The 26,929-nt window shown below is 46.5% G+C and carries 23 protein-coding genes; 4 read left to right on the top strand and 19 right to left on the bottom strand.

Annotation, left to right across the window (positions count from 1 at the left end; all coding sequences use genetic code 11):
* Positions 1 to 25: 25 nt before the first annotated feature.
* The 14 genes from IEX62_RS03120 to IEX62_RS03055 form a co-directional block, all read right to left on the bottom strand.
* Positions 26 to 3,601, bottom strand: coding sequence for an S-layer homology domain-containing protein (locus IEX62_RS03120; RefSeq protein WP_188773923.1), 3,576 nt, complete (start codon positions 3,599 to 3,601; stop codon positions 26 to 28).
* 251 nt (positions 3,602 to 3,852) lie between these two features.
* The gene (paiA, locus tag IEX62_RS03115; protein WP_188773922.1) at positions 3,853 to 4,368 is read right to left on the bottom strand and encodes a spermidine/spermine N(1)-acetyltransferase; all 516 of its coding nucleotides are present in this window, start codon (positions 4,366 to 4,368) and stop codon (positions 3,853 to 3,855) included.
* Between the two features lie 236 nt (positions 4,369 to 4,604).
* Positions 4,605 to 5,057: a MarR family winged helix-turn-helix transcriptional regulator gene (locus tag IEX62_RS03110; protein WP_188773921.1), complete on the bottom strand. Its 453-nt coding sequence runs from the start codon at positions 5,055 to 5,057 to the stop codon at positions 4,605 to 4,607.
* Between the two features lie 285 nt (positions 5,058 to 5,342).
* Positions 5,343 to 6,740 carry a Fe-S cluster assembly protein SufB gene (gene sufB, locus IEX62_RS03105; protein WP_188773920.1) on the bottom strand — a complete coding sequence of 466 codons (1,398 nt, stop codon included), beginning with the start codon at positions 6,738 to 6,740 and terminating at the stop codon, positions 5,343 to 5,345.
* 18 nt (positions 6,741 to 6,758) lie between these two features.
* A complete protein-coding gene (sufU, locus tag IEX62_RS03100) occupies positions 6,759 to 7,190 on the bottom strand; it encodes a Fe-S cluster assembly sulfur transfer protein SufU (protein ID WP_188773919.1) in 432 nt (143 codons plus the stop codon).
* Complete coding sequence (locus tag IEX62_RS03095; RefSeq protein WP_188773918.1) at positions 7,177 to 8,400, bottom strand: cysteine desulfurase; 1,224 nt, start codon at positions 8,398 to 8,400, stop codon at positions 7,177 to 7,179. Before IEX62_RS03095 ends, sufU begins: the two co-directional genes overlap by 14 nt.
* Positions 8,397 to 9,698, bottom strand: a complete 1,302-nt coding sequence (gene sufD, locus IEX62_RS03090) for a Fe-S cluster assembly protein SufD (RefSeq protein WP_188773917.1) — start codon at positions 9,696 to 9,698, stop codon at positions 8,397 to 8,399. The genes IEX62_RS03095 and sufD overlap by 4 nt, the downstream gene beginning before the upstream one ends.
* A 28-nt stretch (positions 9,699 to 9,726) precedes the next feature.
* Positions 9,727 to 10,515 (bottom strand): Fe-S cluster assembly ATPase SufC, encoded by a 789-nt coding sequence (gene sufC, locus IEX62_RS03085; protein WP_188773916.1) that lies wholly within the window; start codon positions 10,513 to 10,515, stop codon positions 9,727 to 9,729.
* Positions 10,516 to 11,248: 733 nt separating this feature from the next.
* A complete protein-coding gene (locus tag IEX62_RS03080; protein WP_188773915.1) occupies positions 11,249 to 11,854 on the bottom strand; it encodes a DUF1802 family protein in 606 nt (201 codons plus the stop codon).
* A complete protein-coding gene (locus IEX62_RS03075; RefSeq protein ID WP_188773914.1) occupies positions 11,851 to 12,177 on the bottom strand; it encodes a hypothetical protein in 327 nt (108 codons plus the stop codon). Before IEX62_RS03075 ends, IEX62_RS03080 begins: the two co-directional genes overlap by 4 nt.
* 82 nt (positions 12,178 to 12,259) lie before the next feature.
* Entirely contained in the window at positions 12,260 to 12,397 is a 138-nt protein-coding gene (locus tag IEX62_RS03070) for a hypothetical protein (protein ID WP_188773913.1), read from the bottom strand.
* Between the two features lie 272 nt (positions 12,398 to 12,669).
* Positions 12,670 to 12,981 (bottom strand): hypothetical protein, encoded by a 312-nt coding sequence (locus IEX62_RS03065; protein ID WP_188773912.1) that lies wholly within the window; start codon positions 12,979 to 12,981, stop codon positions 12,670 to 12,672.
* A gap of 330 nt (positions 12,982 to 13,311) precedes the next feature.
* Positions 13,312 to 13,779: a Dps family protein gene (locus IEX62_RS03060; protein WP_188773911.1), complete on the bottom strand. Its 468-nt coding sequence runs from the start codon at positions 13,777 to 13,779 to the stop codon at positions 13,312 to 13,314.
* 139 nt (positions 13,780 to 13,918) lie between these two features.
* Positions 13,919 to 14,785 (bottom strand): copper amine oxidase N-terminal domain-containing protein, encoded by an 867-nt coding sequence (locus IEX62_RS03055; protein ID WP_188773910.1) that lies wholly within the window; start codon positions 14,783 to 14,785, stop codon positions 13,919 to 13,921.
* A 544-nt stretch (positions 14,786 to 15,329) separates the two neighbouring features.
* Between IEX62_RS03055 and mtnA the strand changes: the two genes are divergently transcribed.
* A complete protein-coding gene (gene mtnA / locus IEX62_RS03050) occupies positions 15,330 to 16,421 on the top strand; it encodes an S-methyl-5-thioribose-1-phosphate isomerase (RefSeq protein ID WP_188773909.1) in 1,092 nt (363 codons plus the stop codon).
* A 505-nt stretch (positions 16,422 to 16,926) separates the two neighbouring features.
* Positions 16,927 to 17,445: a hypothetical protein gene (locus IEX62_RS03045; RefSeq protein ID WP_188773908.1), complete on the top strand. Its 519-nt coding sequence runs from the start codon at positions 16,927 to 16,929 to the stop codon at positions 17,443 to 17,445.
* A gap of 212 nt (positions 17,446 to 17,657) precedes the next feature.
* On the opposite strand, the gene IEX62_RS03040 is transcribed toward IEX62_RS03045, so the two are convergent.
* Positions 17,658 to 18,038 (bottom strand): DUF423 domain-containing protein, encoded by a 381-nt coding sequence (locus IEX62_RS03040; RefSeq protein WP_188773907.1) that lies wholly within the window; start codon positions 18,036 to 18,038, stop codon positions 17,658 to 17,660.
* A gap of 199 nt (positions 18,039 to 18,237) precedes the next feature.
* On the opposite strand from IEX62_RS03040, the gene IEX62_RS03035 reads away from it, so the two are divergent.
* On the top strand, positions 18,238 to 19,089 hold the full coding sequence (locus tag IEX62_RS03035; protein WP_188773906.1) for a DegV family protein: 852 nt from the start codon (positions 18,238 to 18,240) through the stop codon (positions 19,087 to 19,089).
* Between the two features lie 446 nt (positions 19,090 to 19,535).
* Here IEX62_RS03035 and IEX62_RS03030 read toward each other — a convergent pair whose 3' ends face one another.
* Both IEX62_RS03030 and IEX62_RS03025 read right to left on the bottom strand, forming a co-directional pair.
* Entirely contained in the window at positions 19,536 to 22,205 is a 2,670-nt protein-coding gene (locus IEX62_RS03030; RefSeq protein ID WP_188773905.1) for a PAS domain-containing protein, read from the bottom strand.
* Between the two features lie 164 nt (positions 22,206 to 22,369).
* Positions 22,370 to 23,233 (bottom strand): alpha/beta hydrolase, encoded by an 864-nt coding sequence (locus IEX62_RS03025; RefSeq protein ID WP_229685571.1) that lies wholly within the window; start codon positions 23,231 to 23,233, stop codon positions 22,370 to 22,372.
* A 258-nt stretch (positions 23,234 to 23,491) separates the two neighbouring features.
* On the opposite strand from IEX62_RS03025, the gene IEX62_RS03020 reads away from it, so the two are divergent.
* The gene (locus IEX62_RS03020; RefSeq protein ID WP_188773904.1) at positions 23,492 to 24,211 is read left to right on the top strand and encodes a 4'-phosphopantetheinyl transferase family protein; all 720 of its coding nucleotides are present in this window, start codon (positions 23,492 to 23,494) and stop codon (positions 24,209 to 24,211) included.
* A gap of 356 nt (positions 24,212 to 24,567) precedes the next feature.
* Here the strand turns inward: IEX62_RS03020 and IEX62_RS03015 are convergent, their stop codons facing one another.
* Together IEX62_RS03015 and IEX62_RS03010 are read right to left on the bottom strand one after the other, a co-directional pair.
* Complete coding sequence (locus tag IEX62_RS03015; RefSeq protein WP_188773903.1) at positions 24,568 to 25,680, bottom strand: Gfo/Idh/MocA family protein; 1,113 nt, start codon at positions 25,678 to 25,680, stop codon at positions 24,568 to 24,570.
* A complete protein-coding gene (locus IEX62_RS03010; RefSeq protein WP_188773902.1) occupies positions 25,677 to 26,813 on the bottom strand; it encodes a UDP-glucuronosyltransferase in 1,137 nt (378 codons plus the stop codon). Before IEX62_RS03010 ends, IEX62_RS03015 begins: the two co-directional genes overlap by 4 nt.
* Between the last annotated feature and the right edge of the window lie 116 nt (positions 26,814 to 26,929).

Raw genomic sequence — 26,929 nt, 5'->3', positions numbered from 1 at the left:
CGGTACAAAAAGTCTACCGCTATCCTTAGATCAATCCGGATTGATGCAGCAGACGCTCTACCAGCGTTGCTACCTCAGCACGTGTGACCGATTTTTGAGGTGCAAGCTGCTTGCCATTTTGTCCATTGAACAAGCCCGCTTCGATCGTTGTCGCTGCTGCGCTACGTGCCCATGCTGGAACGGCTTGAGCATCTGTAAAAGCTTGTAGCGTGGACTCTGAGCTACTACCATTCTGCTCTAGTCCTGTTAGCTGCATCGCTCTGGATAGCATCACCATCGCTTCAGCGCGTGTAATTGGCTGCTGTGGACGGAATGTACCATCCGCAAAGCCCGTAATCAATTGATACTCGGCTGCTGTCGATACCGCATCACCATACCATGCAGACGAGTCTACATCGCTAAAGGATGAACTGGTCTGAACAGGCTTCAAGCCCAGCCCTTTGGTCAAAATAGAAGCGAACTCAGCTCGTGTAATCGAGCGAGATGGCTCAAAGCGACCATTCCCAGTGCCCTCGATAACGAATCGAGCCGCCATATCCTCAATGGCTGTCGCTGCCCAGTTACCGCTAATATCCTGTAGCTGTGGTGTATGCTTCACCAGTGCATATGTGCTATTGGTCAAGCTGGAGATCGATGCATAGGTCTTACCATTTTGCTCTATGATCCGTGTCGGTACAGGGATCAGCTCGTCTCCATCATCACTAAGGACAGCACCAGTAATGGTACCACTGCGATCCGTCGTATTTTGCAAAGGAATCAGGCGCTCTACATATTGCTTGAAGCGATTCATCATTGTACGATTGCCATTGGTTACTTGGCTAATCTCAAAGCTGACCGCTGGCTGTAATACAGTGAGCTGTTTTTGCGTAGCGATCGTATTGATACGTGCCACATCAGCTGTAGATGCCTTCACGATTGAAATCTCCAGCTTTGTGCTGGCAAGCTCCATCGCGGACAGGCTTGTTCCACCTTGATTGAGTGGAAGCTGTGCCGCTGGCAAGGTGTACATTCCTAGTGGTGTTTCCATAACGAGCTTCGCTTGCTGTTCATTCATCTCTTGAATCAGCGTAGCGTCCCATTGACTTACCAGTACATCCACATCGTCTGCGCTGGTAAACGGAACCGTGACCGTTGCACCCTTACCTTCAGCGGCAAGTACTTCACGAACCAGCTCTGGATTCACCTGAATCGTTTGTATTTTACGATCACCCTGCATGCTCTCGGTCAATATTCCCGCTCTCTGTACCTTGCCATTCACCAGCACGTCCACATTCGTAGGCTGTGTACCTGAACCCGGCTGGACTGGAGGTGTCGGCTCGTTCGGAGTCGTACCATTGCCATTCGTACCAGATGAGTTGTCCTTATCCTTGTCTTTCACCGTCACGGCAACGGTATTGGAGCGAGGACTGGCTACATCATTGACATATTGCACAACATAATAGCTGCCTTTGGACGAAATGCCACTAAAGCGATATTGTCCATCGCCGATGCTAGTTGGCTCCATTGCTAGCGGCTGACTCTCTCCACTACGAAATAGCTTTAAGGTCGCCCCTGGATACACATTGCCCACATCCAGTAATTCACGTCCGCCTACAGCCGTTGGTGTACGCAAAATCGGATTAACGAAAATCGAGTTCACACTTTCCATCCCATACACTGACTGGGTCACATAATAGAATCCAGCACGTGGTGCAATATTGTTAAAACGGTAGGTTCCATTGTCCAGCATCGTGTATGTTGCTGAAGTCACTGTATTACTGGCTGCATCATACAGCTTCAGTTGTGCTTTCGGTGATACATTACTGACATCGATCGATTCAATTCCGGCAACCACAATCGGCGTGCGCAGAATCGAATTGACGAACACTGAATTTAAGCTTTCAGTACCATTTACCGTCTGTGTAACATAGTAATAGTCTTGATCCGGTAGTACATTTTCCAATGTATATACCGAGCCTGTTACATTCGGAAAGGTCTGGATTAGTGTACCGTTAGCACGATACAGTGTAAGGGTTGCTCCCGAAATGTAATTGCTTACCTGGATCGATTCACCCCGTCCTGCTACGACAGGTGCAGGTGGGATATCCTTTTGCACCAGTGCAATATTGGAAGCTGGACTCAGCACACCATTAATCGACAGCACCACATAATACGGCACACCTGTATCCAAATTATTAAAGCGATACAGTCCATTACCAAGCGAGGCTGGAGTGGTAGAGATTGGGGTCGTTCCGCTATATAATGTGATCGTTGCGCCTGTATACGTATTGCTTACTTCTACATAGCCCACACCGCCAGCAAGGATAGGCGTAGGCAGCATACTATTGATGAACGGCGTATTCAAGCTTTCCCGTCCTCCGAGCGATTGTGTTACATAGTAATAACCACTGCGAGGCACTACATTGTCGAAACGATAGACGCCATTTCCTTGATCAACCGCAGTTGCAGATACACGTTGACCATTGGATGCATCGTATAAATTCAACGTTGCACCGCTCGTCACATTGCTCACATCGAGATAGCCAATGCCTGAGGTCGCAGTTGGAATATGCAGATTCGGATTCGCAAAGTTAGAATTCACGCTTTCTTTACCATTGACTGTCTGAGTTACATAATACCCAATCGTATTAGGGAGTACATTATCCATTGTATAGGTGGTACTCGATACCGTCGGATACGTCTGCACAAGTGTACCTGTTGTTGTGTACAGCTTGAGTGTTGCACCTGCGACAATTTGACTCACATTTAAGGACTCGTTAGCAGCTGCGATGATTGGAGCAGCTGGCTGATCCAGTGTAACATTAACTCCATTCGAACTTGCCTGTACTCCATTTACCGTCTGGGTAACATAGTAGCCTGATCCAGCCGCAACATTTGAGAAACGATACGTTCCGTTTCCTTGATTCGTGGATGAATTGGATGCGAGTGTGCCATCGCTCTTGTACAAGCTAAGTGTAGCACCGATATCGGTATCTACATTTGTCACATCCACATATTCGGCTCCACCTGTTGCAATCGGTGTATTCAGCTTGGACGTTAAAAATGACGTATTATTACTTGTCTGACCGCCATAGGTTTGTACGATGTAATAAAGGCTGCTATCCGGAATAACGTTCTGAAAACGATACACACCGCCGCCTTGATTGGATACCGTCGTAGACACAAGCGCGCCACTTGAAACACGATGCAATTCTAATGTGGTATTGCCCGATACATTGCTAACATCAATCGTTCGAATACCAGCAGTTGCTACTGGTGTACGAAGACTGGTATTAAAGAAAGGCGTATTGGTACTTTCTTCGCCACCTACCGTTTGCGTGACATAATAGGAGTTCGCATACGGCAATAAATCAATTGTTTTTGTAGCTGTCGTTACATTCGCTTCCTGCCATATCGGACTACCTCCGTCTGCCCTGTATACCTTCAATGTAGCTCCAGATATATAATTGCTAATGGTAATTATCTCTGCACCTGTCGTTACGCTAGGTACCGCAGGCGGCGCTGCATATACTGGATGCACCAATCCGAGACTCAATAGGATACAGAGTACACTTAGACAGTAGCGCTGCATTCGTCTGTTCCTCTGCGAAAATTCTTTCATCGTATTCCCCCAATTATATCAATGTACCGGATCAAGATGCTTATTGATCAAAACAACGTCCAATGCTGAAACCAGTCATCCTAAGCATACTACATATTTTGTATAAATAAGCTTATTATTTATAGGTGTCAGTTATTACATGTATTCAACAAATAGCCGATGATTCAGATCGGCTTTGATGTATAATGAGGGTTGCTATTCGTTATTTATTAAAAGAATACTCCGTTTCGTATCACTCCGTATTGCTTATACTACAGCGACTTGCACATCATCCAATCAAACTGCTCTTCCTCGCCCATATAGAAGGAATGGACAGCTGTTTGCACAAAGCCCATTTTCTCATAAAAGGAGATCGCTTTACGATTGTTTTCCCATACACCGAGCCATATCTGGCTGTACTGCTCCGTGACCGCAAGCGATAAGGCATGCTCCAAGAGAAACTTACCGATCCCCTGCCCCTGAAATGCGCGTCTTACATAGATCCGTTCTACCTCTAGCGCATCGCTTCCCATTGGCTCTGTCTGCGCTGATCCAGTATTCAGCTTCATATAGCCTGCTAGCTCCTCCTGTATATAAGCGAAGAAGAAACGGGATTCTGCGTGACTCAGCTCCTTGTGTAGCTGCTCCAGCCGAAATGACTTTTCCATATACGCAGCCATATTTTCTGGCGTATTCTGGGTTGCAAACGTATCCTCGAACGTCTCGCGGCTGATCGCTTGTAAAGGATGAAGCTGTTCAAGCGTACAGGGTTTAAGGGTGATGATCATATTGGTTTGTGCTCCTTTGCGTTGATTTTGTGCTAATGAGTAGCGTTAAAATGATTCCGTGAATTCGCATGGATATTATTCATATCTATGATCATTTTCATGTAATGCATGGATAGCGATGCTGGATCGAAGCATTATGCACCTGTTGTTATTCAGTTGTTGTTCAATTGTTGTTCAGTTACTGTTCAGTTGTTATTGTTGCTATCGCTTAGCCTCTACTACTAATTTGTTTTGACTTAATAGCTTCGCTTATTGCCCTTTTTCACCCATTCCCAATCCTTCTCAACATTGCTGCGCACGCGCTGTAATAATTGCAGCAGCTGGGTCGCCTCTGTGCTGGATAAGCCTTCGAGCGCTACACGATTAGAATGATCATTTTCACGCTTGATGACAGGATAGGTTGCCATTCCCTGCTCGGTTGCAAACAGACGCTTAATCTTCTTATTATCTGGATCATCTCTTTTTTCAATAAAGCCCTGTAGCTCCAGCTTCTGGATCGCTCTGGCTGCTGTAGTCCGATCCACCTTGAGTAGCTCAGCAAGCTTTTCCTGAATCATGCCCGGCTGCTCGCATATGCGTACAAGGTACAGGTATTGTCCTTTCGTTAAATCGTATTCCTTAAATTCGATATTGCTAATGGAATCGAGTGCTCTGGCAATCGTGCCAATTTCACGTAAAATTTCAGTCATATGTAGAGTTCTCCTTGTTGTTGTAAATACAGCAAAATGATATTGATGTTATTGTATTTTACATATGATGTATTTGCAACAAAAAGGCGAGACATTTTAATCTGTTATATGCTACAGCTTTTAAGTCGATTGTATGCTAGCTGTTTATTCGAACTGTACTGTTATGCGATACCTCGGTATAGGTATATAAAATAGTAATATTACGATACAAAAAAGCCTGCAGACCAAGCCTGCAGGCTTTTGCATATTATTCTAATATTCTTGAAGATTGCACCAATCGATGAATTAACCGATGGAGCCTTCCATCTCGAATTTGATCAATCTATTCATCTCTACCGCGTATTCCATCGGCAGTTCTTTTGTAAATGGCTCGATGAAGCCCATAACGATCATTTGTGTTGCTTCGTCCTCGCTCAGACCACGGCTCATCAGGTAGAACAGCTGGTCTTCGGATACTTTGGATACCGTTGCTTCGTGCTCAAGTGTGATGTTATCGTTCTTGATCTCGTTGTACGGAATTGTATCCGATGTGGACTCGTTATCCAGAATGAGCGTATCGCACTTGATGTTCGACTTTGCACCATCGGAATTGCGTCCGAAGGAAGCCAGACCGCGATACGTTACTTTACCGCCGTGCTTACTGATCGATTTGGATACGATTGTGGATGTAGTATCCGGTGCAAGGTGAATCATTTTCGCACCTGCATCTTGCAGCTGACCTTTACCAGCTACTGCGATGGAAAGTACGGAGCCTTTTGCGCCGCGACCTTTCAGAACAACTGCTGGATATTTCATAGTCAGCTTGGAACCGATGTTACCATCAACCCATTCCATGTTGGCATTTTCTTCTGCAACCGCACGTTTTGTAACGAGGTTGTAGATGTTTGGTGCCCAGTTCTGGATCGTTGTGTAACGTACACGTGCATTCTTTTTACAGATGATCTCAACAACCGCACTGTGCAGGGAGTTTGTGCTGTAGATTGGAGCTGTACAGCCCTCTACATAGTGCACGAAGCTGCCTTCGTCCGCGATGATCAGTGTACGCTCGAACTGACCCATGTTCTCGGAGTTAATACGGAAGTAAGCTTGCAGCGGAATTTCACATTGTACGCCTGGTGGCACATAGATAAAGCTACCGCCCGACCATACTGCACTGTTCAGTGCTGCGAATTTGTTATCTGCTGGTGGTACGATAGTGGAGAAATACTCTCTGAAAATCTCTGGATGCTCACGCAGTGCAGTATCCGTATCTGTGAAAATAACGCCTTGATCTTCCAGATCCTTCTGCATATTGTGGTAAACAACCTCGGATTCGTACTGAGCGGATACACCCGCAAGGAACTTTTGCTCTGCTTCTGGGATACCCAGCTTGTCGAACGTTTCCTTGATCTCGGTTGGTACTTCTTCCCATGTTTTACCCTGTCCCTCGGACGGCTTTACATAGTACTGAATATCGTTGAAGTCCAGCTCGCTCAGATCGCCGCCCCATTGTGGCATTGGCATTTTCTCGAACTGCTCCAGAGATTTCAGACGAAAATCGAGCATCCATTCCGGCTCGTTTTTCATGTTGGAGATGGCGGTTACGATTTCTTTGTTCAGACCTTTACCGGACTGGAAAATCGCTTTGTGCTCATCACGGAAACCATATTTATACTCTTCCATTTCAGGTGCTTTTTTAGCCATGGTTGTAGCCTCCCTATCTTAATTGGTCGTGCTGTCTTCGCCGATGCCTTTGCGCAGTGCATTCCATGCCAGAGTCGCGCATTTGATGCGGGCTGGGAATTTGTTTACTCCGGATAGGGCTTCGATCTCTTCATATTCATCAAATTGCACATCCTCACCCTTCATCAGGGCGGAGAAACGAGTGGCAATATCAAGTGCTTCTTCGTACGTTCTGCCTTTAACAGCTTCGGTCATCATGGACGCGGAGGACATGCTGATGGAGCAGCCTTCGCCAGTGTATTTGGCATCGATGATCTTATTGTCTTCGATCAGAAGCTGAAGTGAAATCCGATCGCCACAGGTAGGGTTATTCAGATTCACCGTAACAGCCTCATCGCCAAATGTTCCGCGGTTACGCGGATTTTTGTAATGATCCATAATGACGCGACGGTATAGATCATCCAATTGCATCGCCAAAATACTCCTTTGTCTGAACTAACGCGTCGATAAATCGATCCACGTCCTGTTCATTATTATACAGGTAAAAGCTGGCGCGTGCAGTAGAACTTGCTTCCAGCCATCTCATAAGCGGCTGACAGCAATGATGTCCGGCACGGATCGCAATACCATACGTATCCAGCACGGTTGCCAGATCGTGCGGATGCACGCCGTCCAGATTGAATGTCACAATACCAACTTTACGTTTTGCTGGCCCGTAGATGTGAATGCCTTCGATCTCGGACATGCGTTCCATGGCATAGGTTGCCAGATGGGCTTCATGCTCCTCAATCTTGTCCATTCCAATCTCAGTCAGAAAATCAATCGCTGCCCCGAGTCCAACCGCACCGGAGATAATCGGCGTACCGCCTTCAAACCGCCATGGTGCATCCTTCCAGTCGGATTCGTACAGACCGACATCGTTAATCATCTCACCGCCGAATTCGATCGGCTCCATTGCTGCCAGCAGCTGACGCTTGCCGTACAGCGCACCGAAGCCAGTTGGGCCACACATTTTGTGACTGGATAGCGCGTAGAAATCGCAATCCAGATCCTGCACATCCACCTTCATATGCGGTGTGCTCTGTGCGCCGTCCACGACCATAATTGCGCCGTTGCGATGAGCAATCTCAGCGATTTGCTTCACTGGATTCACTACGCCCAGTACGTTAGATACGTACACGACGGATACGATCTTCGTGTTCGGGGTGATCGTTTTCTCCACGTCAGCCAGATCGATATTACCATCTGGCTGTAGCGGAATGTATTTCAGCGTAGCACCAGTGCGCAGAGCGAGCTGTTGCCACGGAATGAGATTACTGTGATGCTCCATCGGCGTGATCACAATCTCATCGCCAGCTTGCAGGCGTGGACCGCCATAAGCAGAAGCAACCAGATTGAGCGCCGTGGTGGTGCCGCGGGTAAATACAATCTCTTCGCTGCGAGCCGCATTAATGAAACGAGCTACCTTCTCACGGGCACCCTCATAGGCATCCGTAGCACGCGTACCGAGCGTATGCACGCCGCGGTGTACGTTAGAGTTATCCCATTCATAATAGTGGCTCAGCGCGTCCAGAACGGCACGCGGCTTTTGCGAAGTCGCTGCATTATCCAAATATACAAGCGGATGTCCGTTTACTTCCTGGTGTAAAATCGGAAACTGCTCGCGGATTTGCGCGTTCACTGTCCGACTTTCCTTTCAACCAGTTCCTGCAAACGAGTCTGGAGCTGTTCCAGCGGAATGTCAGAAACGACCGGAGCCAGGAAGCCATAAATGATCAGTCGCTCTGCCTGTGCACGGGAGATACCACGGGACATCAGGTAATGCACCTGTTCAGGGTTAACCTGTCCAACCGAAGCCGCGTGACCTGCCATAACATCATCCTCATCGATCAGCAGGATTGGGTTCGCATCTCCACGAGCTTTCGGGCTAAGCATCAGAACTTTCTCTGCTTGCTCACCGTTAGAACGAGTTGCACCATGCTCGATTTTGGTAATACCGTTGATGATCGCATTCGCTTCTTCGCGCATAACCGCACGTGTAGTCATCTGGCTAGTGGAATCTTTACCAAAGTGAATAGCGCGTGTAGTGTAGTTCAGACGCTGGGAACCGGAACCAACCGCGATTACCTTCGCATCGGAAGTTGAACCGTTACCTTTCAGCACGGTCGATGTATCGGTTACGGTGTTACCATCGTTCATTTCGCCGATGATCCATTCGATCGAGGCATCATTTTCAGTTACCGCACGACGATAGCTCATGTCTGTTGTGTTCAGACCAAGCTGGTGAACCGTAGCGAAGCGAACCTTCGCACCTGGCTTCGCGATAACCTCTACAATACCGTTATGCAGACGCGCTGCATCACCAGTGGAGATGTAGTTGTCTACATACGTTACCGAGCTGTTCACATCAGCAACAACGAGCACGCGTGGTGCAAACGTTGCATCTGCATTTTCAGTCAGGAATACAGCTTGCAGTGGTACGGATACCTCTACATTTTTCGGAACATACAGGAATGCGCCGCCTGTCCACAGTGCTGCACTCAGTGCAGTCAGCTGGTTTTCGTCGTTTTTCACGACACTGGACAGATGAGCCTGAACCAGATCGCTATGCTCACGAGCCGCAGTTTCCAGATCAGTGAAAATAACGCCTTGAGCTTTCAGCTCGTCGGACAGCGTGCTGTATACTGCACCGGAATCCTTTTGCACGAGCAGGTTCGTCGCTTCTTCTTCCTTCACGAGCGCACGAACCGCTTCTGGCAGCTCTTGCAGCGACGCTACAGAAGTCGCTTGCTGATACGTACCATAGTCGGACAGATTCCATTTATCAATTTTCGTTTTTTCCGGTTTAGGCAGTTCAAGACGGGAAGCCAGTTCAAGTGCGTTCAAACGGCTTTCAGCCAGCCATGCCGGTTCGTTTTTTTGCTGGGATAGTGATTTCAGTGCTTCCGCGCTGAGCGGAAGTATCGTCTGCAATGTCATTATGCTCTTGCTCCTTCCGTACCGTTATTTACGCTTCTTGTTCCTGGCCTACTGTCTCGTCTGTAATACCGAGCTCTTCTTTTACCCAGTCATAGCCTTCTGCTTCCAGACGGGCTGCCAGTTCAGGACCACCGGATTTCACGATGCGACCTTGCATCATAACGTGTACGTAGTCAGGCGTAATGTAGTTCAGGAGACGCTGATAGTGAGTGATGATCAGGAAGCCGCGATCTTCGCTGCGCATTTTGTTTACGCCAGCAGCAACGATTTTCAGAGCATCGATATCCAGACCGGAGTCAATTTCATCAAGGATAACAATCTTCGGATCCAGCATCAGCATTTGCAGAATTTCGTTACGCTTCTTCTCACCACCGGAGAAGCCTTCGTTCAGGTAACGGTGTGCAAATTCTGGATTCATGTCCAGTTCCTTCATGCTACCTTCCATTTGACGAATGAACTTGATCAGGGAGATTTCTTGACCTTCTTCACGACGTGCGTTGATTGCACTACGCAGGAAGTCAGAGTTCGTTACGCCGCTGATTTCGCTCGGGTATTGCATTGCCAGGAACAGACCTGCGCGTGCGCGCTCGTCTACTTCCATTTCCAGCACATCTTCGCCATCCAGTGTTACTGCACCTTCAGTTACTTCATATTTTGGGTGACCCATCAGTGCGGAAGCCAGTGTACTTTTACCAGTACCGTTCGGTCCCATAATTGCGTGGATTTCTCCACCTTTCATGGACAGATTAACACCTTTGAGGATTTCCTTGTTGTCGATTGTTGCTTTCAGACCTTCGATGACGAAATTTGTTGCCATAATAGACGTCCCTCCAAAATAAGTAAGTAAGCTGCCGAATAGAACAATTTTTATGTATTGTTTATCAGGCAACCTCAGAATTAATCGCATAATCGTTTTGCTGCTTAAATCATACCAGTAAAACGGGCACGTCTGCAAAAAAATAACTACTTTTTTCGCGGATATTTTCCAAACTTTTCCTGAGTAAAGGGAATGGGCTTGATATGAGGACGAGCCGTAAACTGGATGGAGGCAGCTAGACAGGCCGACTTTTCCCACATGATAGCGTTATGGCTACCGGATACATCCAATATGGAAAGAGAAAACTCTAATGTTCAGCGATTTAGATAAAGTCTAAGAATAAATCCTTCTTAGAACCATTCTAAACTGATTCTCAACGATTCTCAAGCTATTTTATAATAATTTGAAATATGCTGCAATGAAATGGAGGAAGGCCTCATATGATCTTAACTTGGCATGGACTCGGAAGATGGGATGATTTACACCACTTCGGGAAGGAATAAGGGGACGGACTCGGGTGGAGCCGCGGGAATCTACCGAGTAGGAGTGGATTGTAGATTCCCGCCCCTCCAAAGGAGTCCTTTCCCCTTATTTCCTTCCCTGCGTTCCGTGGGGGCGCATCTGTACCTGCATCTACTTGCCAAAAGAGTTAAGATCGCATGGGTAGCCTGGGAGGGAGAGAACCGGAAATAAAGAAGTTATAAAAAATAAAAGGCCCGACCGATGGGATCAGTCAAGCCTTATGGTTAGGTATGTTCTGTTCTTGCAGCGATAGCAATAGAGCAGATCTCATGACCTCAAACTCCGCAGCGTCCAGCACCGGCGTCATTTCGCTCGTCACCGGACCACTTGGTATGGATATCCACGATTTGCAGCCGATATACTGCTCCTCTACTGGGATATCCACCGGCCGTTCAAGTATATATACCCGTAGGATGAGCACGTGAAGCGGGTTTTTCTTTTTCCAGCGTAAACGTTCCTCAGCAAAGGTGTCTGTCCAGATATGATGGTCACGCAAGCGATCTAGCTCTTCCTGACTGGTGATCTCCAGATCGTCGGTGACTTCAGCGTAGAGGCGGATGCTAGCCGTCTGTTGTTCGGGTGACCATTGCTGTAGTGATTCTTCTACGACATGACGATGCTCTGGCTTGAGAAGCTCGCTGCGCTGATGCTCGTAGGTTGGGTATAGATAAAAGGCTCGCTCCTTTAGCTCGAAGCTACGTGTCTCTTCTATAATGCCGCCTTTACGCATCAATAGGATTTGTTGGCCTTCTGCTAGCGCTTGGATGGCGGATGCCCATTCTTTTAGTGCAATCGTGCGTGGTTCGTGATCTGTCATTTCTTATCCTCCTCTATATAACCGATTGCATCATATAGACCGTTCCGAAACTGTTGTATCCAAGCTTCATTCCTAAGACGAGCGCTTTCTTTCGTTTCTTCATCTGCGTCATCGTCCGCAGTTTGGACTCTGATATTTGGCAATTGTACCCTCTGTATACTACCTGGAAACAGAACGATCTTTTGTGACTCCATCAAATACAAAAATCCCTGCTCAAAGGGAGGATATTCCATTTCATACCACATATCCTTGCAATAACTACAAAAGATGACGCTAAAATCATAATCTTCAACAACAAACGTGCCATCATCTTCCAATCTCATTCTATCGCCTCCATTGATGAATTAATATAGTTTGGACAACAGGCTCATTATGATCATATGCTGTATGTTTCTATTGCTCATTTTAAGAAGACGTTTCCTCTACATAACCGATCGCATCATACAGACCATTCAGAAACTCTCGTTTCCACTTTTCATTGCTGGCACGAGCGCTTTCCTTCATTTCTTCATCTGCATCATCATCTGCATATTGGACTCTCATGTTTGGCAATTGTATCCTCTGTATACTACCTGGAAACAGAACGATCTCTTGTGACCTCATCAAGGACAAAAATCCGTCTTCAAAAGGAGGATATTCCATTTGAAACCACATATCTCTGCAATAACAACAGAAGATGAACTCAAAGTCACTATACTCAACAACAAAAGTACCATCATCTTCCAGTCTCATTCTATCGCCTCCATAGATGAACTCATATAGTTTGGATAACAGGCTTCATTATGATCATATGCTGTATGCTTCTACTGCTTATTTTAAGAAGACGTTTCCTCTACATAACCGATCACATTATAGATCGCCTGCCGAATCTCTTGTTCCCACTGTTCATTTTGAGTACGAATCTCCTGTCTGATTTCTTCATCTGTATCCTCATCTTCATCCTGTAGCAGCAGGTGTTCAGGGAATTGAACTGCATGTATGCTACCAGGGAAAAATACCATTTCCTGCAACTCCATCTCCAATCGAAATCCGTCCTCAAATAGCACCCCATCCTTGGCAAAATAACAAAGGATTCCAGAAATATCCTCATTCTCTACAATAAAGATACCATTGTCTTCTAGCCTCATCTCATCGCCTCCGTTTCCTTCGTCCGTTCAAGCAACTGAAATGTTTACAGTATGGCATATACCAGCAGAGCATAAATGAATGATCGGTAAAATCGTAATGATCTAACCGTTTGAAATGATACCTGCTCGTCGGGGAATCAGGCTACTCTGCTTATGTACATTGATCTACTCTTGCTCCTACTCCATATACAGGTTTACTTTTTATGTATTCTATTATAACCGATTTTAATGTAAAAAACCGCCATCTGCACAAGGCAGACAGCGGTTAATATCCTGATATCAACATTGTTCAGCGTATGAACATCTGTTGGCGCGTATAACTTTTCTGGCTTAGCCCAGGAAAGAACGCAGCATCCACATATGTTTCTCCAGATCGGCTTTGAACGCGATCAGCATATCTGCTGTTGGTTGGTCACCAGACTCGTCAGCCAGCTCGATTGTTTCCTGGAATTGCTCAGTTACAGTTGCGAAGTCTTCGATGATCGTTTGTACCATCGTACGTGCATCTTCGCTACCGTTTGCTTCCTGTACAGTTGCCAGTTCCAGATACTCTTTCAGCGTAGCGGCTGGGGAACCTTTCAGTGTCAGCAGACGCTCAGCGATCTCATCCATTTTCAGTGTTACTTCATTGTACAGCTCTTCAAATTTGATGTGCAGTGTATAGAAGTTTTCACCTTTTACATACCAGTGAAAATTATGGATTTTAACATACATTACGTTCAGGTTCGCTACTTGCAGGTTCAGCAGCTCTTCAATGCGTTTTGTTTGAGTCGAGTTTTGGTTGGTAACGTTAGACATAATGATAATCCCTCACTTTAATAGTTTTTGGTAAATGCCTTTAACAAGTGAAGCTGTTCTGTTTTTCATTTACCCGTCGTCACTTCGCGCGAAACAAATGCATTTCCAAGTCTAGCTAAACAGACCATAGGTGCAGACATTATTTCACTGCATAGGGTTTTACAATAAAATAGCCCAAATCGCCATTACCGCCTAATCCTTTAGGTAGATTTAGACCGTTTACTCTTCTAGTTCGAGTTATCGATTCACCAGGGTTGACCGCTTTATGTTTCTTTACGTCAATGGTATAAGAGGTCGTTGAATAATTACTACCATTCACCCACATCACAGCATCATGCACATCTTCTTTTCCTTGTTCAATTATATGATCAGTTATATTTTTAGCCTTATACGTTATATTTCCATCCCAGGTACCATCTTTAGAGCTGGCTCGTATGTTTACTTGATACGAAGTCACTGCGAACGCATTCTGATCCTCTACTACATTTCTTCTATCCCATGTTTCCTGTGTCAATCCAGGAGTATACTTCATGTACTTAGGATCGTTTAATTCAATTGTCTGAGTAGCAGACTGATACGTTCCGTGAACGCCTACATCGTCGATCATGACTCTCAGTGGAACGAATAGAGCGTTAAGCTTGAGCACAGGTACGGTATCCATTTGGTTGGTTGTTTGATCCACCACGATGTCTTTCGAGTTTGCAGTTACAATTACTGTGTGTCCGTTCAACTGAATGTTGGCTTGCTTCTTTTCGGTGTCATAGGAAACTTTAGCTCCTAATAGATCACTTAACGAGCGTAACGGCACAAGAACACGATTCTGACTGTCAATAAAAGGGGGATAAGGGTACGTAAATAGAATGTAATACTGGTTGATTTTTAAGATTGGTGGTGAGGATGCTTGGATTGCCGGTTGAGTAAATGTAGCACTCTGGGCGAATGTAGGATAGGGGATGCCTATGAACAAAAACACTAAAAGGACACTACTAATTTTCCAATACTTCATACCATGCTCTCCTTTTATTATGTATGTTGTTATATATTATGAATCATTGTTATGGACGTTAGAAAATTGACAATGTTGCAGACTCCCTCCGTGCACAATAGAAAATTGAGAAACTAGTTTGTATAAATATGCTGGGCAAAATAACATTACAGATACTACAAAAAGCAATACAAACTTTATTTAGTAAAGTATCACTGCGCATGTTAAAAAATTCAGCACTCTTTACCTATACATACTGAGAGCTCACATATACATGTATGCTCTCTTTTCCCTCAATCGCTTATATCATCCATATTATCCCATGTCATCCGGTTTGTAGACTTGAATTTTGATACACCTTTTATTTGAAATAATCTTATTCTTTACTATTGGCTATTTCTATCAGTAATATATTAATTACATGAGAACTATTGCGTATATCAATATTGGATATTTATGCGTTTAAATTTATTTTCTCATAGGATTAATTCGTATTTATTATACTTTGATCCTACAATCGACTTGTTATACCATACCACACGATATGCAAGGAGTGATTCGCTGTATGACTAATGATACAACTGTTGAAACGTCCAGCACTACACCTTTTGAGCCTTTGCTTTCCCTACGCTGGGAAAATGATCGGCTGCTGATGCTGGATCAGCGTTTGTTGCCGGAGGAAATTGTGATGCTGGAGCTGTTCACAGCGGAGCAGGTATTTGAAGGAATTCAGTCGATGAAGGTACGGGGAGCACCAGCGATTGGTATTTCTGCCGCTTATGGTGTCGTTCTGGGTGCCTGGGAATATAAAGGTGAGGATGCCGATGCCTGGGTGAAGCATGTGCTCAAAGTATCGGCTTATCTCGCACAATCGCGTCCTACTGCGGTTAATCTGTTCTGGGCGCTGGATCGTATGAATAAAAAGGCACATCAGCTCGCCGAGCAAGCAGGCAGCACAGAGAGCCGTAACGAAGCGTTGCTCGCTGAAGCGATCGCGATTCATGCAGAGGATGAGGAGGTATGCCGCCGAATCGGTGAACATGCCTTACCGCTATTCAAGGATGGCATGGGCGTGCTCACTCACTGTAATGCGGGTGGATTGGCTACTGCCAAATACGGCACAGCGCTTGCACCGATGTATCTTGCTCATGAGCAGGGCATTCATCTTAAAGTCTATGCGGATGAGACGCGTCCTGTACTGCAAGGCGCCCGTCTGACTGCATTTGAACTGCAACAGGCAGGCATCGATGTTACGCTGCTCTGCGACAATATGGCAGGCATGGTTATGTCGAGAGGCTGGATTCAAGCCGTTATCGTGGGTGCTGATCGGGTAGCTGCGAATGGAGATGTGGCGAATAAGATCGGTACGTATAGCGTCGCTGTACTGGCACGCGCGCATGGTATTCCATTTTATGTGGCCTGCCCACTATCTACGATTGATCTGGCTACAGCTACTGGAGCAGACATTCCGATTGAGGAGCGCACAGCGGATGAGGTAACCGTAAGCTTTGGCAAACGAACCGCTCCGCAGGATATCAAAGTGTTCAATCCGGCATTCGATGTAACCCCGAGCGAATATGTAACAGCGATCATTACGGAAAAAGGAATTGTATATCCATCCTATAGTGAAGAGCTGCCTAAATTATTCGTGGATTAAGTAAATGCTATCGATCTATTAACGGTCTATCAACGATCTATCGAGCATCCATTGGTAGCTATATACACAGCTATTTCTATAGCGGAATCGCTTCTTTTTATTCAAAAATATTCAAACTTATTATCACCTAGAGCCCTTTCATGAACGCGTACATGCACCAGATTATAGCTACAAAATCGCTCCCATTTTAATTCACTTAATAAGCCTTTAGAACTAGAAAAGCTACAGCCACAACGGTTGTAGCTTTTTCGTTTGAGAACGACGAAATTGCGTTAAAATTCCTTAAATAAAGATTAATAAAATGGACAAATGATCCGATAAATAATATGAATCGTATATTCTATAGCTAGATAGGTCACTTGTCTGTGGAAGCACAGAATCCCAGCAAATTCTGCACCTATAGACCTATGAAAATGTGAACCTAGATGGTATAGTTTATAAAAATAGGTTATTTACACAATGTTATACTAATCCGAAAAGTAAGTGAGATGGGAAAATGACGAACATGCAGCAGACTAATGATGACACCGAATTTTTATTTAACGTCGACCTCATGATTACCGGAAAAAACAATGCGGTTGCCCTTCAAAAGCTGCTGGATATTCTGAACAACCAGCAAGAACTGGCTGACTTCCGCGTTGTCAATGGAATCAAATTGGGTGTGCAGATTGAGCAGGCGATCCAAGCTGCTGGCCAGCAGCAGACGGCTGTACACATCCCAGCTTCGATGAAAAGCAAGCCATCTCCAGCTTCACCACCACCAACGACTACGCCAAATGAAACACCTGCGCCAAAAGATACCTCTTCATCGCAGGAGGATGATATGGGAAGCTGGTTATCGATGTATATCGAGAGTAGCCAGTTGATCCGTGTTACCATCAACCGCCGTGGAGAACGTATGTCGATCCCCTGTCGCATTCTTAAATACGATAATGATGATCAGACCATTAGCGTCTATCATGTCGATGAAAAGCAAGTCTACACTTTCAAGCTCAATGAAATTGACGACTTCCAGCAAACCTGATCTACACCTATACATTAATCGGTTGACTGTGATTGTATACTCACAGTTCGACCTTTACACTCAGGATCGCGTCCCCCCTGGATCGTTCATCCACGATAAAACGCCAGTCGATGACCTCGACTGGCGTTTTTTTACGTTAATATGAAATGGCATCTCGGATAGGAGCTGACACTTTTAGATAGGGAATAGCATTTGAATGCAATGTCTATCGCTCAGGCACGTTTACCTGCACGCGCAGCACTTAGCGCCAGCAAAATCCAGCCTGCGATAAAGCATACCCCACCGATTGGTGTGATCGCACCCAGTACCTTTACGCCTGTAATGCACAGTACATATAGACTGCCAGAGAAGAAAATAACACCGATCGCAAATAGCCGTGCCGCCCAGCGCAGCATTGCACTTTCACCAAGCTGCCCGGCAAGAATGGCAGTCAGCAAAATGGCAAGAGCATGCACAAAGTGATATTCGACTCCGGTCTTAAAGATTTCAATTCGTGAGCCAATGATCGGCTCAAGGATGTGGGAACCAAATGCACCGATGGCGACTCCCAGCATGCCGAGGATTGAAGCAATAATGATATACGTGCGTTGCATAATTTGCCTCCTGTATAGGTTCAAGTTAACGGTTAAGCATCAATCTGTTCTATTATAACGCATTAGAGGCTGTATATTTGTGAGCAATTAATGAAGTGCTCCCTTCCAGTAACTGTGTTTTGATGGAATGAAAGTCGTGGTATAATAACGCCATCTGCGTTATCGCTTGATTTTATGAACTAGAGGACAGGAGAATATTATGACTTCCATTCGTATTTTTGCAGATAGTACATGTGATCTGCCTTCTTCCTGGCTACAGGAGCATGAGGTCGGTATTGTTCCGCTTTATGTAACCTTTGGTCAGGATGTATATCGTGATGGTGTAGATATTACACCACGCGAGCTATATGATCGTGTCAGCCGTGAAGGTCAATTGCCCAAAACGTCTGCACCATCACCAGCAGATTTTCTGCAAGCCTTCACACCGACTGTTGAAGCCGGGCATTCGATTATTTATATCAGTCTCTCTTCTGCACTCTCCTCCACCTTTGCTAATGCACGTATTGCAGCGGAAGAGCTTCCAGAGGGTGCTGTAACGGTCGTCGATTCGCTTAATTTGTCCAGCTCGATTGGCTTGCTGGTCATGAAGGCTGTACACGCAGCAAGCTCAGGTCATAGTGTGAGTGAGATCGTGTCCATGCTAGAGCAGGTTCGCGGCAAGATTGAGACCGAATTCGCGATTGATTCGCTTGATTATCTGTACAAAGGCGGGCGCTGCTCTGGGATGCAAAACCTGATCGGTAGCCTGCTCAAAATTCGTCCCGTTATCAAGGTGACACCTGAAGGATCGCTTACGCCTGCTTATAAAATACGCGGTAAGCGCGATAAAGCAGCTGAGCAGCTTCTGCGTAACTGTGTTGCGAATCGGGATCGGATTGATCAGGATGTGATCTTCGTTGTGCATTCGTTTGCCGAAGAGGAAGCGCGTATGATGCAAACGGTATTGCGTGAACAGACGAATGCCAGACAGGTAATGATCACCGAAGCAGGCTGTGTTATTTCCAGTCACTGTGGACCACAGACGATTGCGATTATGTATGCTACCGTCTGATCTAACTGGCTAGCTTGTGTGAGTATGAATTGGATTGCGACATCGACTACTAGGGCGAGCCAGAGGATAGCTTGCAGGTATTGGTCAGGCACGTCCATAGTATGTCATTTGCTTACGAAAATAAAACGCTCTGCACGTTCTCTATCGAGTCGTGTCAGAGCGTTTTATTTTTGAATTTATACTTTTAAAATTTGAAGAAAAATACGGTCACGACCTGTAGCTGGATATGCGTCTGCCTGATGACTACCTTAATGCGATTCGTTCATGATACTGGTGATTTGCTACTGGAGATGATCTAACCTATATTTTCGCACATACATACATACATACATACATACATACATACATACATACATACATACATACATACTGGACGCCAATTAGCACCAGTCCGCTATCATGAGTATCCGTTTCATTCATTTTAGTCGCTTCGGCTAGCTATAGCTTCATTGCGTTGCCAGCTGGAACGGTAATGTAAAATAGAAAGTAGAGCCGCTATTCTCCCTACTTTCAACTCCGATCGTACCCTTCATCAGTTCGATCAGGTTTTTACTAATAAATAGACCCAGACCTGTGCCGCCGTAATGTCGATTCATCGCATGATGCACCTGTGAGAAGGAATGAAATAGCTCATTCAGACGATCTGCTGGAATACCAATGCCTGTATCGACGATACGGAAGTCGAGGATAATACCATGCTCACGCGACAGATGCGATAGACTGACCACAATCTCCACCTGTCCATGATCGGTAAACTTGATCGCATTACCGATAATGTTCACAAGTACCTGGCGCAAACGGAACATATCACCTTTTACCATCAATGGTACTTCCTGCTCAATCTGTAGCGATACCTGAATCTGCTTGTTCTCTGCCTGTGGTAAAAATAGCTGGTACACCGAATCCATCAGCTCATACAGATCGAAGTCATACTCTTCCAGCTCGACATGACCATTTTCTAAACGGTTCACATCGGTAATATCATCCATAATGCGAACGAGCTCATGGCTATTTTGCACGATGATATCCATATACCAGCGCTGCTCGTCATCAAGTGGAGAGTCCTGAATCAGCTCACTCATGCCGACGATCGCATTCATCGGTGTACGCAGCTCATGACTCATCATCGAGATAAACTGCGTCTTGGCATAAGCAGCACGCTCCGCCATTTCCTTTGCTTCCAAAATTTCACGTTCGCTCGTTCGGTCACTAAACACCACAACGGCGCCAATAATACGTCCACGGTCAAACAGTGCATTCGTTCGATAGGAGACGAAGAAGCTGGAGCCGTCGCGTCTAAAAAATACTTCCTCCAGCACCTGACGTGACAGCCCATCTGCCAAGGTCAGACGTACCGGATTTTGCCCGGGCAAATAGGCTTCGCCATCGGCGCGTGCATTCACAAGCGCCTCCTGAAGCGGCATACCGATAAATTGATCACGCGGAAGCTGGAGCATCCGTGCTGCCGCCTCATTGATAAAGATGCCTCGTCCGTTCGTATCAATTCCGAAGATACCTTCAGACACCGAGCTAAGAATCAGATTATATTCCTCGCTAAGCGCCTGAATCTGCTCCAGATAACGCTTGCTCTCCGTAATATCCGTTGCAATCCCGAACACACCGGTAATTTGCCCGCCGATGATAATCGGCACATTCGTAATATTCACTTCCATCCGATTCCCGCTGGATTGAATAAGCGTAGTTTCGTAATTTTGTGGCAAGCCCATACGCGCACGATCAAAATGATGCTGGGCATCCTGCTGATGCTTCTCGTCAATGAGATCGATAAAATGGATCTCGCCGATTCGTCCAGCTGCATAGCCACTTTGAATCTCCGCCACTGGATTCAGATTGTACAATCGCCCTTGCATATCAAATGAATACACACCGGATGGATTGTATTCGACAAGCGACTTGTAGCGTTGTTCACTCTCCAGCAGCTGCTGCTCAGCAAATTTGCGATCCGATACATCCCGCGATACCGCAACGATCGTGCCAAATGGATCGTTGCTGCCATTACTGGCATGCGTACCGCTGGACTCCAGCCATATATAATGCCCCTGTTTATGGCGGAAACGGTAGCAGACCGTGTGCTGCTCACGAGCATACAGAATCGATTGCACATACACCTGCACAACTGCGCGATCCTCCGGGTGATAATAATCTGCTGCACTCTGCCCCAGCATCTCATCTGGCTCATAGCCGAGCAAGCGGGTAAGCGAAGGGGATGCATATAAAAAACGTAGCTGCTCGTCTGCCGTATGCGTAGAGATCAGATCCATCGTATTTTCAGACAACATACGGTACTGTCGTTCGCTCTCACGAATCAGATCCGCCAGCAAACGCTGCTCGGTAATATCCTGTACCGTACCAATAATTCTTCGTTCATGATTCGCATCCGCAGCAAGCACACGTCCACGAATCGCAATCGTTTTTACCGGGTGCGCGCTGTCCATGAGCTGACATTCCAGATGAATACTGCCCTCGGTTAGCATCCGCCGAAACGCATCGCTTACACGTGCACGATCATCAGGATGAATACTCGCCAGAAAGCGTCGGTACAGCAGCGTAGGCGTATCCTGCTCCATATGCATAATTTCAAAAAACTTCGGTGTACAGATCAGCTCGTCTGTATCCATACTCCAGTCCCAGCAGCCGAATCCACCGATATCCTGTGCCAGCGTTAGACGCTCCTCGCTTTTACGCAGCTGCTCGTCTGCCTGCTTACGCGCAGTAATATCTTTAGCAGCACCAAAAATACCGACGATCTGATCACCATTCGTCACAGGCGTATACGTCACATCCAAATAGATCGTATGCCCCTGCTTATGATAGATTTCCGTTTCAAATTGAACCGATTCCCCGCGCATCACCCGATTAAAATAAGGCGATCGGAAATACAAACGATCTTTCCCGAAAATCTGACTTTTATCAATCGTCAATAGCTCTTCCGGTGCATAGCCTGTCATGCGAAGTACAGCCGGATTGGTATAGACATAATTACCCTCCATATCCATCACATAGATCGCATCAGGATGATGCTCGAACAGCGGTCGGTACACACCGCTCTCTGTAATCAGATTATGGAGAATACTATAGTCGTCATGCTTGTCCAAATGTTTGTCCCCCTCATCACAACGTTTGGCGTCTTACGCGGGGTGATTGCAATGATTATGATTATTTCTTATCGATTAAGCCTAATATGGTGCTCCATATTTAATGATGAAGCGTTAGCCCTTTCAGCGCTTGATAAGAAGTGCTTTTTATTAGGCTCTTCTGCTTAGGAGCCTTTAAGATGAAAAGCGAAGAAGCGAGTGACCGCGTCCATCACATCCAGTCTCGTCATCAGACCGGAGGCGCTATGCTCTACACCTTCTAATATATAAAATGTCACGTCCGAGCCTGCCTCATCCAGCGCATCGTACAGGAACTGACTCTGACGCAATGGCACCATCTCGTCTGCATCCCCATGCACAATCAGAAATGGTGGCAGTGTGCCCTGTCGTGCAGCATTCGCTTGGATGTGAGTCACCGGATTAGCCAGTGCCGCATTATCCATTTTATCTCGCTGTGGCCCACCTAAGAGCAAGGAAATAACAGGCTGTGCATATTCAGATTGAAAATCAGCGATCACATCGGTCGGTCCGCAAAAGTCCACAACAGCGCTCACGCGACTGGAATAGCCAGACCATTCACCTTCCTCATCCCATTCAGGCTGATCGCCTGTAACACCAGCCAATGCTGCCAGATGACCGCCTGCCGAATGCCCCCATATGCCAATATGCTCGGCATCGATTCCATACTCATCTGCATGTGCTCGCAAAAAGCGAATCGCCGTCTTCACATCCTGTAATGGCGCTGGGAATGGCGCACGATTCACTGTGCGGTATTGAATACAGGCTACAACATAGCCCTGACTTGCGATAGAGGACATCATCGGTACATGCTTATAATTATCTGCTTCCAGCCATGAACCCCCGACCACCCATACGATCAGTGGCAGTGGAAGATGAGACTGTGGGCGTAAAATATTCATATGAAGTGTATAGCCATTTGGAAAACGAGCGAATTGAATGTCTGGCATCATCTGTACATAGTAGTGATCCTCGGTTTGAAATGGCAAATGCTTAATTTCTGACAACATGTTCCCTCCTGCTTCAATATGCAAAACGATACAGCTCTAATCCTACTTGTATTATATCAGCTTGCGCTTACAATGTATGTGTATCGATGTGTTAGAAAATCGCTAATATAAGATATTTTAATTTTAGCTATCCGGTCGTATTGACGGCGTTTTTAATATTCGTCAATATATGGGTAGAGGCTTCGAATTGATGACAACAACGATCATCCATTACTGTCCCCTAATCGGAGCCACCTATTGAAAGTGAGGATCTTTGCATTGATTAATATAACTGGTGTACATGTGCCTGAACTGCTGTCCGAGGAGACGATGGAGCAGCTTCGTGCAGCGGTTTCGGAAGAACGCCGCGACCAATCTCTACGTTTTCAGCGACAGCAGGACGCTCAGCGCAGCCTGCTTGGCGAACTGTTGGTCACGCATGTTTTGAAGGAACGCTATGGGCTTCCAGCAAATACACTGACATTCAGCAAAACCAGCTATGGCAAGCCATATCTGAGTGAGCACACCGATATTCATTTTAATCTGTCCCATGCAGGTGACTGGGTCATCTGTGCCGATGGGAAGGCTCCTGTTGGCGTTGATATCGAAAAGATACGTCCGATCGATTTTGCCATTGCCGAACGCTTTTTTACCGCTTCCGAATACAAGCTACTTATGAGCGTAGACGAACAGGAGCGGCTTCAATTATTTTACACGCTCTGGACATTAAAGGAAAGTTATATCAAATTTGTTGGAAAAGGATTGTCAATTCCACTGGATTCGTTTGCAGTGGAATTGATTGAGCCGGATACAGCAAGGCTGGCAGCACCTGATCCTGAGGAGGACTCCTCTGGCGGCTGGGATGATCATTGTCAGCAAAGCTGCTTTTTCCGCAAAATCAATGTGGATCGTGAATATAAGCTATCCGTCTGTAGCGCTGTAGCGTTCGGACCGCGTCCGTTAATTATGGTCGATTGGCGTGAGCTATTGCCGGAGTAGTGGATTGTACAGGAAATATCATGAGATAGCCTAGAATCGCCTGATGACTATGCTAGTTGTTATGTAGTACAGGAGATTGTTACCTGTTAAGCCTACAATACCACAGATCATAATGCTATACGTTATGAAGCGATGAGTAGTAAAGCTGTACCCTACGTTATGAAATCAATAAAAAGCCCGCTTGCTGTCTGATCGATGGGATACGCTCCCTTACCAGACCAAGCGGGCTTTTTATTCCGTATAGATTGTCTGATGCTTAGCTCAGCTTGAATGTGTCTTTTCTTGAGTGTTTCTTTTATGGAAGATTCCCTTACCCCTGCTTACTTCATACTACAGTACCAGCAGGGCTCGCATTATTAATGCTGTAGCAAGCCAGATCGGGCATCGCGATATACCTGATCCAGTACACGAATACGCTCCATCGCCTGCTCCAGCCCATGATCGATAACAGCATACTCATTACTGAGACGATGCTGCTGCCGTACTTGCTCGGTAAAAGCGCGCAGCTGATTCACATAATAGTTCATCGGCTCAAAAATATGCTGATGTGCCTCTCCGATCTCCTGACCGTCCTGGAGTAGCGTGATCTTCAGCTTCATTTTGTAAAAGCCTAAATTGCAGCGAAACACATCTGGAATCGTGATGATCGCTCGTTCAAAATGTAGCACATGACGACAGGCATAAGGCTGCTCAAAGGACAGCGTCGCAGAGGCGATTAATCCATCGTCAGCAACGGCTTCCGCTTCAAAGGTCCAATCACATCCATTGGGTCCGTTAAATTCAGATGCTCCCTTGATCGCAAATCGCGACAGACTCTGTTCTCCGCTAATCTGCTGCACAAATTGGAGCCAGTAGCAGCCAAGATCCCACCAGCAACCACCGCCCTCCTCAGCACGACTGCGATAGTTGTCCAGATGATCATTACGAGCAGGGATCGTAATCCTCGTTGAGGTACGAAGCAGCTTGCCGTATTCACCACTGCTTACCAGACCACGGATCGCTTCCTGCCACGGATGATGGGCTACCATCATCGCTTCGGCTAGCAGCAGACCACGCTCCTTTGCCGCCTGCTCCAGCTGAGGCAGCTGCCCGGCTTCCAGACATAGTGGCTTCTCTACCAGTACATGCTTCCCTGCTTCCAGCGAGCGCATAATCCATTCGGCATGTAAGGCATTCCCAAGCCCGATATAGACCGCATCCACCAGCGGGTCAGCAAGCAATTCCTCCAGTGTAGGATAAATAACCGGAATTCCATATTGCTCGCCCATCATTTGCGCCTTCGCATACGTCCGATTAGCCACTCCAAGAATCTCCAGTCCGTCTACATGCACAGCGGGTTCCAGCACCGCACGTGGAACGATACCCGAGCAGCCGACGATCCCCATACGTACCGGACGCAGCTCCAGCGAATGCTCCTGCGCTACCCGATCGGCGGGAAAGGGAATGATCCGTGCAGAGGAATGGTTCATTGCCCGGCCTCCCCTGCGAGCTGCTGGATCGACTGCTTGTAACGGGCTGCATACTGTTCTGGATACGGGGACAATTGTTGGCGTGCTGTCAGCAGATTATGATGCAGCTGCTCTAAAATATCCGTTCCACCCCCATATTCACTCATCCAGCGATCATACGTAATGCCATAGCCATACTGCTCCCATCGTTCTGCATTCCGCTGCTCATGCTCACCAAATGGGTCTAAAAAGATAATCGGTGTACCCGAAGCAAACGAATCAGCAAGCGTACCACCACCTGGCTTACTCACAATCGCCTTCACCCGGCGTTCAATCTCGCACAGCATATGGTAGTCAGCATGAAGCTGATACTGCTCTGGCTCACCTGGAATGACCTCTGCGAATGGAGGAAACGTGTGCCGTCCCTCGCTGTTATGCTGCCATGTACGCCATTCAGGGTCCATCCGATAGTAGCGCTGTCCCTGCTCGGTATCGCCCGGTGCATCGCCTTCATATAAAACAATATCCAGCGCAAAGCCAGCGTTATGCAGATGATCCAGATGCTCGCGGTACGTGCCCATGCCCCAGCCACCGCCGTGTACGAGCAATCGCTTTTCACGCTCGGCATAAGGCTGTACTGGATCTGAGCCAGCGATATCGATATACGTGTTCATCGGCTGTTCGTCATGACCGAATAGCCATACCTCGTTATACCGTTCCTCCAGCTTATCGATGCGGCGCTTTACATTTTTCCATGAAGGCGAATCGATCGCATCCAGATACAGCAGATCGACATCTAGCGCTTCACCGATTTGCTCACGATAAAGCTCCAGCACGTAGATCCAGTGACCGGATAAACAAATAAAATGTCGTCTTCCTTCTGCTTGCCATTGCTGTAGTAGTCGGCTCACCTGCTCAGGGTCTATACTTTTGCGAATATCCTGTGGAATACGCTGAGACATAAGCGCTACGGAAAAGTCATCATGATACGCGCGACGGCTATGGTCGACTCGACCACGCTGCGCGTCGCCCATCACATTTTCAAATACAAGCACCTCAGTTGGAATTCCTTGACGCCCAAGACCGGCTTTAACGAGCAAGCCCGGTGTATAAAAGCCCAGTCCGAAGCCTGAGCATAAAATCGTTACCGTCATCTGTTCTTCCCTCCCTGGAATATAAAGATGAGTACGAGGATAGTTGAAACTCGTAGACATTGTTCAACCCAATGATTTAAATGTGCCAATTATACTCGTTTAGATGTTAGAGCTAG

Source organism: Paenibacillus hunanensis (assembly GCF_014645615.1).
Taxonomy (GTDB): domain Bacteria; phylum Bacillota; class Bacilli; order Paenibacillales; family Paenibacillaceae; genus Saccharibacillus; species Saccharibacillus hunanensis.
The sequence above is the reverse complement of the archived record's forward strand: the minus strand, read 5'-3'. Positions and strand labels throughout refer to the sequence as shown.